The 11,903-nt window shown below is 69.2% G+C and carries 9 protein-coding genes and 1 tRNA gene; 9 read left to right on the top strand and 1 reads right to left on the bottom strand.

The features are described from left to right. Positions 1-12: 12 nt before the first annotated feature. Positions 13-495: an aminoacyl-tRNA deacylase gene (locus tag ASG80_RS03405; RefSeq protein ID WP_056728834.1), complete on the bottom strand. Its 483-nt coding sequence runs from the start codon at positions 493-495 to the stop codon at positions 13-15. A 91-nt stretch (positions 496-586) separates the two neighbouring features. Between ASG80_RS03405 and dusB the strand changes: the two genes are divergently transcribed. The 9 genes from dusB (at position 587) to ASG80_RS03360 (ending at position 11,782) form a co-directional block, all read left to right on the top strand. Then, positions 587-1,783, top strand: coding sequence for a tRNA dihydrouridine synthase DusB (gene dusB / locus ASG80_RS03400; protein ID WP_056728550.1), 1,197 nt, complete (start codon positions 587-589; stop codon positions 1,781-1,783). Position 1,784: 1 nt separating this feature from the next. Continuing rightward, positions 1,785-3,041, top strand: a complete 1,257-nt coding sequence (locus tag ASG80_RS03395) for a deoxyguanosinetriphosphate triphosphohydrolase (protein WP_056728548.1) — start codon at positions 1,785-1,787, stop codon at positions 3,039-3,041. Positions 3,042-3,104: 63 nt separating this feature from the next. Further along, on the top strand, positions 3,105-4,997 hold the full coding sequence (gene dnaG, locus ASG80_RS03390; RefSeq protein ID WP_056728546.1) for a DNA primase: 1,893 nt from the start codon (positions 3,105-3,107) through the stop codon (positions 4,995-4,997). A gap of 193 nt (positions 4,998-5,190) precedes the next feature. Continuing rightward, positions 5,191-6,825 (top strand): ABC transporter substrate-binding protein, encoded by a 1,635-nt coding sequence (locus ASG80_RS03385; RefSeq protein ID WP_056728544.1) that lies wholly within the window; start codon positions 5,191-5,193, stop codon positions 6,823-6,825. 87 nt (positions 6,826-6,912) lie between these two features. Then, a complete protein-coding gene (locus tag ASG80_RS03380; RefSeq protein WP_056728542.1) occupies positions 6,913-8,007 on the top strand; it encodes an ABC transporter permease in 1,095 nt (364 codons plus the stop codon). 1 nt (position 8,008) lies between these two features. Next, positions 8,009-9,082, top strand: coding sequence for an ABC transporter permease (locus tag ASG80_RS03375; protein WP_056728540.1), 1,074 nt, complete (start codon positions 8,009-8,011; stop codon positions 9,080-9,082). Beyond that, entirely contained in the window at positions 9,079-10,767 is a 1,689-nt protein-coding gene (locus ASG80_RS03370) for an ABC transporter ATP-binding protein (protein WP_056728538.1), read from the top strand. Before ASG80_RS03375 ends, ASG80_RS03370 begins: the two co-directional genes overlap by 4 nt. Continuing rightward, positions 10,767-11,630, top strand: coding sequence for an ATP-binding cassette domain-containing protein (locus tag ASG80_RS03365; protein WP_056728536.1), 864 nt, complete (start codon positions 10,767-10,769; stop codon positions 11,628-11,630). The genes ASG80_RS03370 and ASG80_RS03365 overlap by 1 nt, the downstream gene beginning before the upstream one ends. A 79-nt stretch (positions 11,631-11,709) precedes the next feature. Beyond that, a tRNA-Asn gene (locus ASG80_RS03360) sits at positions 11,710-11,782 on the top strand. Positions 11,783-11,903 lie beyond the last annotated feature (121 nt).

Below are 11,903 nucleotides of genomic sequence, written 5' to 3'. Positions count from 1 at the left end.
GGCCTGCTGGGGCTATTCGGGGTCGGTGATATCGGCGACCGTCGCGTCGAACGCGCGGATGAGGTCGTCGGCGTCGACCCACAGGCTGCGGCCGTGCTCGCCCGCGCCCATCGACACGCGCCGTCCGGGGATCGTCGCGTCGACGACGACGGGCCACGCGTTCGTGGAGCCCAGCGGCGTGATGGTGCCGCGCTCGTAGCCGGTCGCCGCGAGGGCGAGCGAGGCATCCGGCAGCTGCAGCTTGTTCACGCCGAGGAGGCCTCGCAGTTTCGGCCACGAGATCTTGCGGCCGCCCGGTACCAGCGCGAACACGTACGTGTCGTCGCTGCGCTTCACGACGAGCGACTTGACGATCTCGCCGGGCGTGATGCCGAGGAGTTCGGCGGCCTCCTCGAGGCTCCGGGCGGGCGGCCGCACGATGATCTCGACGTCGAGGCCGCGCGCCGAAGCATCCGCCCGCACGCGGTCGGCACCCGTGAGCCCGCCGTCGGTCATCTGGTCCTCCACACCTCGTCCTCCTCGGAATCCTAGGCGCGCGAGTCGCCGGCGGGCGACGACCCCGGCATCTCTGGGAGAATCGAGGGTGATGTCCGCTTCCTCCACGCTCCCTACCGCTCCGCTCACGATCGGCGACCTCGATCTCGACGTGCCCGTCGTGCTCGCTCCCATGGCGGGCATCACGAACACGGCGTTCCGGCGGTTGTGCCGCGAGTTCGGTGCAGGGCTCTACGTGAGCGAGATGATCACCTCGCGTGCGCTCGTCGAGCGCACGCCCGAGTCCATGCGGCTCATCACGCATCACGAGTCCGAGACGCCGCGATCGATCCAGCTCTACGGCGTCGACCCGAAGACCGTCGCCGAGGCGGTCACGATGCTCGCCGCCGAAGACCGCGCCGACCACATCGACCTGAACTTCGGATGCCCCGTGCCCAAGGTCACCCGCAAGGGCGGGGGAGCGGCGTTGCCGTGGAAGAGCAGGCTGTTCCGCGACATCGTCGAAGGTGCCGTGCGCGCGGCAGGCGACATCCCGCTCACCGTGAAGATGCGCAAGGGCATCGACGCCGACCACCTCACCTACCTCGAGGCCGGTCGCATCGCCGAGGGCGCGGGCGTCGCCGCAGTCGCCCTGCACGCCCGCACCGCCGCCGAGTTCTACTCCGGCGAGGCCGACTGGTCGGCCATCGCGAAGCTGAAGGAGGCCGTGACCACCGTGCCGGTGCTCGGCAACGGCGACATCTGGTCGGCCGACGACGCGCTGCGCATGGTGGCCGAGACCGGATGCGACGGCGTCGTCGTCGGGCGCGGATGCCTTGGCCGGCCGTGGCTCTTCGGCGACCTCGCCGCCGCGTTCCGCGGTGCGCGGGGCGGTAGCGCCGCGCCCGGCGTCACAACGCCGGCATATCAGAAGCGGCATCCATCGTTGGGGGAGGTCGCCCAGACGTTCCGACGCCACGCCGAGCTGCTCACCGAGTTCTTCGACAGCGAGGAGCGAGGATGCCGCGACATCCGCAAGCACGTGGCGTGGTACTTCAAGGGCTACCCCGTGGGTGGCGAACTGCGCGCGAAGCTGGCCACCGTCGAGTCGCTCACGCAGCTCGATGACCTGCTCGCGACGCTCGACTGGTCGATGCCGTACCCGGGCGAGGGCGCCGAAGGGCCGCGCGGGCGAGCCGGCACCCCGAAGAACCCGGCGCTGCCCGAGGGCTGGCTGAACTCGCAGGAGCTCGTGGGCCACGACCGCACCACGCTCGTCGACGCCGAGCTCGACACGAGCGGCGGCTGAGATGCGGGAGCGACTCTTCGGCGGCTATCACGACGCCGACACCGAACGCTGGCTGCCCGAGGAGCACACGAGCCGCCGCAGCGACTTCGCTCGCGACCGGGCGAGGCTGCTCCACTCGAGCGCGCTGCGGCGGCTCGCCGCGAAGACCCAGGTCCTCAGCCCCACCGCGGGCCTCGACTTCGCGCGGAACCGGCTCACGCACTCGCTGGAGGTCGCGCAGGTCGGCCGCGAGCTCGCGACGAGCCTCGGACTCGATCCCGATGTCGTCGACACCGCCTGCCTCGCGCACGACCTCGGCCATCCGCCGTTCGGGCACAACGGCGAGCGCGCGCTCAACACCTGGGCGGCCGACATCGGCGGGTTCGAGGGCAATGCGCAGACGTTGCGCATCCTCACCCGGCTCGAGCCCAAGGTGTTCGGCGACGACGGTCGCAGCTACGGGCTCAACCTCACGCGGGCGAGCCTCGACGCGAGCTGCAAGTACCCGTGGCCCGAGGCGACATCGGTCGCCGACCCCAGCGGCCGGGCGAAGTTCGGATTCTACCGCGACGACCTGGCCGTGTTCGAGTGGATGCGCGCGGGGGCGCCGGAGCGGCGCCTCTGCATCGAGGCCCAGGTGATGGACCTCTCCGACGACATCGCGTACTCGGTGCACGACTTCGAGGACGCGATCGTGAACGGCTACGTCGATGTCGCCGCCCTCGGCGCCCGCGTCGACCATGACGCGCTCGTGTCGTCCATGTACGAGTGGATCGGCGGCGCCATCCCGCACGACGAGCTCATCGCCGCGTTCGATCGCCTCGACTCGCTCGACGGCTGGCTCGAGACGTGGAGCGGCAGCAGGCACGAGCAGGGGCGCCTCAAGAACCTCACGAGCCAGCTCATCGGGCGCTTCGCGCACGCCGCAACCGAGGCGACTCGCTCGGCGTTCCCGCTCGCGAGCCTCATCCGCTTCGACGCCGACGTGGTCGTACCCCGCGAGATCCAGGCCGAGATCGCGGTGCTGAAGGGCATCGTCGCCGCGTTCGTGATGTCGAAGAACACCCGGCAGCCGATCTACGTGCAACAGCGCCAGGTGCTCACGTCGCTCGCCGACGCGCTGTTCGAGTCGGGCGACGAGCACCTCGACCCCGGCTTCGGCGCCGACTGGCGTGCGGCGGGCGACGACGACGCACGCAAGCGGGTGGTGGTCGACCAGGTCGCGAGTCTCACCGACCAGTCCGCCTTGGCGTGGTACGAGCGGCTCGTGCAGCGCTGATGTCGGCATCCGTGAGCGTCGTCGCATCCGGCCGCCCCGGCGACGGGAACTAGGATGAGAGCCATGGCGGGCCGCATCCGACAGGGCGATGTCGACGAGGTGAAAGCCCGCACGAACATCGCCGACATCGTCGGCGAGCACGTGAGCCTGAAATCCGCCGGCGTCGGCTCGTTGAAGGGCCTCTGCCCGTTCCACGACGAGCGGAGCCCCAGCTTCCACGTGCGTCCGCAGCTCGGGTACTACCACTGCTTCGGATGCGGCGAATCGGGCGACGTCTACACGTTCCTGCAGCGTATGGACCACGTCTCGTTCGCCGAGGCCGTCGAGCGTCTCGCCGGCCGTATCGGCTTCGAGCTCCACTACGAGGACGGCGGCCAGGCGTCCGACCACGGCAATCGCGCGCGGCTGCTCGCGGCGAACCAGGCGGCCGCGGAGTTCTTCGTCGAACGGCTCGGATCACCAGACGCGGAGGTCGGCCGCCGCTTCCTCGGCGAGCGCGGGTTCGACGCAGAGGCGGCGCGCCGGTTCGGGGTCGGCTTCGCGCCCAAGAGCTGGGAAGCGCTCACCAACCACCTGAAGGCCCGGGGGTTCACGACCGAGGAGCTCGCGGCATCCGGTCTCGTCTCGCAAGGGGACCGGGGCGTGTACGACCGGTTCCGCGGTCGGCTCGTGTGGCCGATCCGCGACGTCACCGGGCAGACCGTCGGGTTCGGTGCACGCCGCCTGCTCGACGACGACCAGGGTCCGAAGTACCTGAACACCCCCGAGACCGCGATCTACCACAAGGCGCAGGTGCTCTACGGGCTCGACCTCGCGAAGCGCGACATCGCGAAGACCCATCGCGTCGTCGTGGTCGAGGGGTACACCGACGTCATGGCGTGCCACCTGGCGGGCGTCACCACGGCGATCGCGGCGAGTGGCACGTCGTTCGGCGTCGAGCACATCAAGGTGCTTCGGCGGGTGCTCGGCGACGATTCGGGGGTCGGAGAGGTCGTGTTCACGTTCGACGGGGACGCGGCCGGGCAGCAGGCGGCGATGCGGGCCTTCGCCGAGGAGCAGCGATTCGCCGCGCAGACCTTCGTCGCGGTCGCCCCCGACGGGCTCGACCCGTGCGACCTGCGGCTCGCGCGCGGCGACGCGGCGGTGCGCTCCCTCGTCGAGACGCGCACGCCGATGTTCGAGTTCGTGCTCCGCCACACCCTCTCCCGCTACGACCTCGAGACCGTCGAAGGGCGCGTCGCTGCGCTGCGGGCGGCCGCCCCCGTCGTCGCCGAGATCCGCGATCCTGCGCTCCGCCCCGGCTACACGCACGAGCTCGCGCGCATGCTCGGCATGGAACTCGGCGAGGTCACGCGGGCCGTGCGATCGGCGACCGGACGGTCGAAGGCACCGGAGGAGCGGGGTGCATCCGCGGCGTCGGGGTCCACCGGGTCGCCCGGTCAAGGCGTTGGCGAGGCCCAGGGCACGGATGCCGCGACCCGCCCGTTCTCGATCACCGAGCTGCCGAACGACCCCTCCACCCGCCTCGAGCGCGACGCCCTTCAGGCCATGCTGCAGTACCCCGACACCCTCGGCGCCGACCTGCTCCGCCATGCCGTCGACAGCCGCTTCGGCAACGCCTCGCTCGCCGTCGTGCGCGACGGGATCGCCTCGGTGCTGGCCTCACCCGATCCGGCGGTACGGGTCGACCGCGTGGTCGACGAGGTGCCGGCGCCCTTCGCGGGGGTGGTGCGCCAGCTCGCCGTCGCACCCGTGCCACAGCGCAGCGAGGCGGAGCTCACGGCCTACGTCACCGGCGTCGTGAGCGCCCTCATCGACCGCGAGCTGCTCCGCCAGAAGTCCGAGCTGCTCGGCCGGCTCCAACGCACCGACCGGAGCGACACGGAGAACTACGGGAGCCTGCAGCGCGCGCTCGTCGAGCTCGAGACCGAGCGTCGGGCGCTCAGGGGCGACTGAGCGGCATCCGTCGCCCGAAGCGGGCCCGCACGCGCATCGGTTGCGTCGAAGGTTGCAGATCGGTAAATATTCCGCCGTCCGCCCGGCCGACCGTGCAACATCCTCGGGCCCGTGTGCTAGGTCTGGGGGATACGACAACGCGCCGCCATCCATTGCTGTGCGTTTCAGTCCTGACAGGAAGAGGTAGACGGATATGACATCCGCATCCACGAACCGGCGTCGCGCCATCCTTGCGGCGGCCGGTGTCTCTGTGGCCGCCCTCACCCTCGCCGCTTGCGCGCCGGGTGGCGGCGGAAGCACCGAGGCGGCCGGTGGCACGATCACGATCGGCACGACCGAGCAGATCACGGTGCTCGACCCGGCGGGTTCGTACGACAACGGCACCCTCGCGGTGCACACGCAGGTCTTCCCCTACCTGCTGAACACCGACTACCAGAGCACCGAGGTGCAGCCCGACCTCGCCGAGTCGGCCGAGTTCACCTCGCCGACCGAGTACACGGTGACGCTCCCCGAGGGCCTGAAGTGGGCGAACGGCAACGACCTCACCTCGTCCGACGTGAAGTTCACGTTCGACCGCCAGCTCAAGATCGCAGACCCGAACGGGCCGTCGTCGCTCCTCTACAACCTCGACAGCGTCGAAGCTCCGGATGACACGACCGTCGTCTTCCACCTGAAGGCGGAGAACGACCAGGTCTTCCCGCTCATCCTCACGAGCTTCCCGGGCGCCATCGTCGACGACGAGGTGTTCTCGCCCGACGAGATCACTCCCGACGACGAGATCGTCGAGGCGAACGCGTTCGCGGGCCCGTACGTCATCGAGAGCTACGACTTCAACAACCTGGTCTCCTACAAGGCGAACCCCGACTACAAGGGCCTCCTGCCCCCGGCCAAGACCGAGACCGTGAACGTCAAGTACTACACCGAGGCGTCGAACCTCAAGCTCGACGTGCAGGAGGGCAACATCGACGTCGCGAACCGCACGCTCAGCGCGACCGACATCGAGGACCTCCGCGGCAACGACAACGTCAAGGTCGTCGACGGCCCCGGCGGCGAGATCCGCTACCTCGTGTTCAACTTCGACACGATGCCGTTCGGCGCCACGACCGCCGAGGCCGACCCCGCCAAGGCGCTCGCCGTCCGTCAGGCGATCGCGGACCTCATCGACCGCGATGCGATCTCGGAGGACGTCTACAAGGGCACCTTCACGCCGCTCTACTCCTACATTCCTGCCGGCCTCGCCGGCGCGAACGAGGCGCTGAAGGACCAGTACGGCGACGGCAGCGGCCAGCCCGACCCCGAGAAGGCCGCCGGCCGCCTCGAGACCGCCGGCATCACCACGCCGGTCGAGCTGAACATCCAGTACGTGGCCGAGCGTTACGGGCCGTCGTCGAGCGACGAGTACGCCGTCATCAAGGACAGCCTCGAGTCGAGCGGCCTGTTCACGGTGAACCTGCAGTCGACCGAGTGGGTCCAGTACTCGAAGGACCGCGTCGCCGACCTGTACTCCGTCTTCCAGATGGGCTGGTTCCCCGACTACTCGGATGCCGACAACTACCTCACGCCGTTCTTCCTCCCGGAGAACTTCCTCGTGAACCACTACGAGAACCCCGAGGTGACCGACCTCATCCTCGAGCAGGCGGTCACGCCCGACCCCGCCGCGCGCGAGGCGCTCATCGGCGAGATCCAGGACAAGGTCGCGGCCGACCTGTCCACGATCCCGTACATGCAGGGCGCGCAGGTCGCGGTCACCGGCACGGACGTGGAGGGGACGGAGGACACGCTCGACGGGTCCTTCAAGTTCCGCTACGCGGCGCTCTCAAAGGGCTGATGACGGACTAGAGTCGTTGAAGCTCGACGACGGGGGCGACCTGCTACCGCGGGTCGCCCCCGTTCCCCTGTACCCCCTGAGGAATCCATGAGCACTTTTGACACCGTTCCGCTGGCGGAGGGAGCGCCCGTCTCGGGCCGCCCGAAGCCCAAATCGCAGGGCGGCGGGTTCGGCAGGTACCTGCTCGTCCGATTCCTGCTGATCTTCCCCACGATCTTCATCCTCGTCACCCTCGTGTTCTTCCTGATGCGCACAACGGGCGACCCCATCACGGCGGCACAGGGCGGCCGGCTCGGACCCGAGGCACTCGCAGAGCTGCGCGCCGCCGCCGGATACGACCGGCCGCTGTTCATCCAGTACTTCGAGTACCTCGGACAGCTCATCACGGGCAACTTCGGGTCGACGCTGACCACGAGCCAGCCGGTCATCGAGGTGCTCGCCACGTACGGTCCGGCCACGTTCGAGCTGGTCTTCTACTCGCTCATCGTCGCCTTCGGGGTGGGCATCCCCCTTGGACTCTTCACGGCCTACTTCCGGGACAAGCCGCAGGACGCGGTGTTCCGCGTGCTCGCCATCTACTGGTACGCGGTTCCGGTCTTCTTCGCAGGCCTGATCCTGAAGCTGATCTTCTCGGTGTGGCTTGGGTGGTTCCCCATCGCCGGGCGGGCGAGTGTCGGTGCGGAGCTGCAGATGCAGACGCTCCCCAACAAGACGGGGTTCTACACGATCGACGCGCTGATGACCGGAGATCCCGAGGTCCTCGGCGACGTGCTCTCGCACGCGGTGCTCCCCGCGATCGCCCTCGGCCTGCTCACGGCCGGCATCTTCCTCCGGCTCGTCCGTACGAACGTGATCGGCACGCTCGCGACCGACTACGTCGATGCGGCACGTTCACGCGGCGTGGCCGAGTACCGGCTGCTCCGCAAGCACGCCTACCGGCCGGCGTTGATCCCGATCGTCACCGTCATCGGCCTCCAGATCGCGTTGCTCCTCTCGGGCGCGGTGCTCACCGAGACGACGTTCGAATGGAAGGGCCTCGGCTTCATCCTCGCCGAGTTCCTGGAGTCACGGGACTTCGTCGCCGTGCAGGGCATCGTGGTGATGCTGGCGGTCATCGTCGCCATCACGAACTTCGTCGTCGACATCCTCGCGGCGTTCATCGACCCGAGGGTGAGGTACTGACATGACCGCAGCACCCGTCACCGCCGTCCCGAAGCGGCGGCTCCGCGACCGTATTCCGGTCGTGCACCAGCTCCGGCAGAGTGTCGGCCTCCAGCGCGGCATGCTCGTCACCGGCCTCGTCATGCTCGCGATCTTCATCCTCACCGCGATCTTCGCCGCGCTGATCGCGCCCTACGGCTTCGCGCAACGAGCGGATGCGTCGGGCTCGTTCGGCTCGCAGCAGCCACCGTCGCCCGAGCACCTGTTCGGCACCACCGTGGGGAGCTACGACGTGCTCTCGCGCGTGGTCTGGGGCACGCAGACGGCGATCCTCGTGGTCGTCGTCGCGGTCATCCTGTCGCTCTTCATCGGCGTCGCGCTCGGTCTCTATTCCGGATACTTCGGCGGCTGGCTCGACCGCATCCTCGTCGTCATCTGCGACGCGATCTATGCGTTCCCCTCGCTGCTGCTTGCCATCGTCCTGTCGATCGTCATCTCCGGCGGGCAAAGCAGCCTGTGGGGCGGCGTCCTTGCGGCGGCAGGGTCGATCGTGGTGGTGTTCATCCCGCAGTACTTCCGCGTCATCCGCGCCGAGACGGTCCGTATCAAGGCCGAGCCGTTCGTCGAGTCCGCGAAGGTGCTGGGGGCGTCCAACTCCCGGATCGTGTTCAAGCACGTCTTCCGCAACGCGACGCGCACGCTCCCGCTCATCATCACGTTGAACTCCGCGGAGGCGATCCTCACCCTCGCCGCCCTCGGCTTCCTGGGATTCGGCATCGAACCGACCGCGGCGGCGGAGTGGGGCTACGACCTGTTCAAGGCGCAGTCCGATGTCACGAGCGGCATCTGGTGGACCGCGCTCTTCCCCGGCCTCGCCATCGTGTTCACGGTGCTCGGCATCATGCTGGTCGGCGAGAGCCTCAATGACCTGGCCGATCCGCGGCTCCGCGGTCGCCGTCGCGTCGCCCAGGCGGCCGGCGAGGTCGCAGCGACGTCGGTCGTTCCCGGCGGCGCACTGTCGGCCGGCCCGGGTGGGCTCAGCGGCCTCGAAGACGGAGAGACGTTCGACGAGCACGGGATCGAGGTCAAGCGATGAGCACGGTGGTCGAAATCAGGAACCTCGGCGTCTCGTTCGCCACGGATGCGGGTGCCGTCAAGGCGATCGAGGATGTCTCGCTCTCCGTCGCTGGAGGCGAGGTGCTCGCGATCGTCGGCGAGTCCGGCAGCGGCAAGACCGTGACCGCGAAGACGATCCTCGGGTTGCTGCCCGAGACCGCGACGACACGTGGGGCGGTCGTGCTCACCAACCGGGAGGGCACCAGGGAGAACGACGTCATCAGCCTGTCGAAGCACCAATTGCGCGAGGTGCGGGGCACGGACGTCGCCATGGTCTTCCAGGAGCCGTCCACCGCGCTCAATCCGGTCTACACCGTTGGCTGGCAGATCATGGAGGGGCTGCGTGCCCACGGCCACCTCTCGAGGAAGGAGGCCCGGGCCAAGGCCATCGAGATCCTCGGGCGAGTCGGCATCCCCGACCCCGAGGAGCGGGTCGACCACTTCCCGCACCAGTTCTCAGGAGGTCAGAAGCAGCGTGTCGTCATCGCGATGGCGCTCGTACTCGACCCGGGACTCATCGTGGCCGACGAGCCGACCACCGCGCTCGACGTGACGGTACAGGCCGAGATCCTCGACCTGCTACGCCGATGCCGAGACGAGTTCGGCACCGCGATCGTGCTCATCACGCACAACATGGGCGTCGTCGCCGACCTCGCCGACCGGGTGGCCGTCATGTACCAGGGCAACGTGGTCGAGGAAGCCGACGTGCACACGCTGTTCGCTGCGCCGCAGGCCGACTACACCAAGGCGCTGCTCGCCGCGGTGCCCTATGTGGGGCACGGCACGGCGCGGGCGGCGGAGCGCGCGGCGGCGCGGCCGACGAACTGGACGGAACAGCCCGCTGTGGTCGAGGCGAAGGGCCTCGAGATCGTCTACCCAGGCCGATTCGGCCGACCCGGATTCCAGGCGGTCGGCGGCGTCGACTTCCTGATCCGGCCGGGGGAGGTGCTCGGCCTCGTCGGCGAGTCGGGCTCGGGCAAGACCACGATCGGACGCGCGATCGCCGGGCTCACCAGGGTGACCGGCGGGTCGCTGAAGGTGCTCGACGCAGAGATGAACGGCATCCGCGAGCGCGACTTCCGCCCGCTTCGCAGCCGCATCGGCTTCGTGTTCCAGGACCCGGCGTCGAGCTTCAATCCGCTGCTCACCGTAGCGGAGTGCGTCGCCGAGCCCCTCGTCATCCACGGTCGGGCCAGGAATGCCGCCGCGGCGAGGGCGCGGGTGGACGACCTGCTTGAGGCGGTGCAGCTTCCGCGCGCCTACGGCGACCGGTACCCCCACGAGCTCTCCGGTGGCCAGCGTCAACGGGCGAGCCTCGCGCGCGCCCTTGCGCTGGAGCCCGAGCTCCTCATCGCCGACGAGCCCACGTCGGCGCTCGACGTGTCGGTGCAGGCGCGCGTGCTCGAGCTCTTCGCCGAGCTGCAGCACGAGTTCGGGTTCGCGTCGCTCTTCATCAGCCACGACCTCGCAGTCGTGGACCTGCTCGCCGACCGCATCGCGGTGCTCTACCACGGTGCCCTCGTCGAGGAGGGTACGGGGGCGGAGGTGCTCGGTGCGCCGACGGATCCCTACACGCAGCGCCTGCTCGCGTCGCTGCCGGTGCCAGACCCGATCGCGCAAGCGGAACGTCGAGAGGAACTCCGCCGGCTCCGGGAGGCGGTGTGATGCGCGAAGCAGCGCACGGATTCCCGATCGTACTGAGCGACCTCACACTCGAGTACCCGCCGCACGGTGCGAGCCCTGCGCACGTCGCGCTGCACGGGCTGTCGCTCACCATCGCGCCGGGCGAGGTGCTGGGCCTCCTCGGAAGCGCCGGCAGTGGCAAGAGCACGCTCGCGAAGGTGCTCTCGGGTGTGGCCTTCGAGCAGCGCACGGGCGAGGTGCGGCCCGTCATCACGGGCGGGGAGGCCACGGTGCTCGGCCATCGACTCCGTACACTGCCACGCCGCAAGCTGCCCGAGTACCGGTTCCACGTCGGCTACCTCCCGCAGGACGCCGCATCGACGCTCCCGCCCGACCGGACCATCGCGGAGCTCGTCGGCGACCCCATCCTCGAGCGTGACCGCCGCTACAACCGCCGCGCGCTGCAGACTCGGGTCGCGACGATGATCGACGGCGTGCGGCTTCCGCTCGGCATGCTCGACAAGTACCCGTACGAGCTGAGCGGCGGGCAGCGCCAACGCGTCGCGCTGGCACGCGCCCTCGTGCTCGGCCCGTCGCTGCTCGTCGCCGACGAGCCGACCGCGGGCATCGACCTCACGGTGCGCGATGCGGTCGCCCAGCTCATCGGCGAACTCCGCGACCGTGAGCACCACTCCTTCTCGGCCCTCATCATCAGCCACGACCTGCCGGTGCTTCGTCGCACCGCCGATCGGATCGCGGTGCTCGATCGTGGCGAGCTCGCCGCGCTCGGCACCATCGACGAGGTGTTCCACGATCCGGGGCATCCCTACGTGATGGCCCTGGCCGGCGCGCTCGACGCAGGCCACGCGGTGATCGACGACCTCGAGGACGGCCCGAACCTATGATGACGAGGCGGTTCGCGAGGCGCCCTCGAATTGGGCGTCCGGCATTCCCTTTGCTAGAGTGTCTCTGCTGAACAAGCGATCCTCCATAGCTCAATTGGCAGAGCAATCGGCTGTTAACCGATAGGTTCTTGGTTCGAGTCCAAGTGGGGGAGCAGCAAGGGCCGTCCGGGCAGACGGCGGATTCAATCGGTCGTTGCAACACCGCGTGTGATTAGTCCGTGTTGACGAGTTTATGCAGGCGCTGGGCTGGGGTTTCCCAGCCCAGCGTTTTGC

The organism is Agromyces sp. Soil535 (assembly GCF_001428255.1).
Taxonomy (GTDB): Bacteria; Actinomycetota; Actinomycetes; order Actinomycetales; family Microbacteriaceae; genus Agromyces.
This window is presented reverse-complemented; position numbering and strand designations above follow the sequence as displayed.

What these genes read in the sequence shown, in the direction of transcription:
- ASG80_RS03405 (WP_056728834.1), bottom strand. Translation starts at nt 495, where the DNA reads ATGACCGACGGCGGGCTCACGGGTGCCGACCGCGTGCGGGCGGATGCT.
- dusB (WP_056728550.1), top strand. Translation starts at nt 587, where the DNA reads ATGTCCGCTTCCTCCACGCTCCCTACCGCTCCGCTCACGATCGGCGAC.
- ASG80_RS03395 (WP_056728548.1), top strand. Translation starts at nt 1,785, where the DNA reads ATGCGGGAGCGACTCTTCGGCGGCTATCACGACGCCGACACCGAACGC.
- dnaG (WP_056728546.1), top strand. Translation starts at nt 3,105, where the DNA reads ATGGCGGGCCGCATCCGACAGGGCGATGTCGACGAGGTGAAAGCCCGC.
- ASG80_RS03385 (WP_056728544.1), top strand. Translation starts at nt 5,191, where the DNA reads ATGACATCCGCATCCACGAACCGGCGTCGCGCCATCCTTGCGGCGGCC.
- ASG80_RS03380 (WP_056728542.1), top strand. Translation starts at nt 6,913, where the DNA reads ATGAGCACTTTTGACACCGTTCCGCTGGCGGAGGGAGCGCCCGTCTCG.
- ASG80_RS03375 (WP_056728540.1), top strand. Translation starts at nt 8,009, where the DNA reads ATGACCGCAGCACCCGTCACCGCCGTCCCGAAGCGGCGGCTCCGCGAC.
- ASG80_RS03370 (WP_056728538.1), top strand. Translation starts at nt 9,079, where the DNA reads ATGAGCACGGTGGTCGAAATCAGGAACCTCGGCGTCTCGTTCGCCACG.
- ASG80_RS03365 (WP_056728536.1), top strand. Translation starts at nt 10,767, where the DNA reads ATGCGCGAAGCAGCGCACGGATTCCCGATCGTACTGAGCGACCTCACA.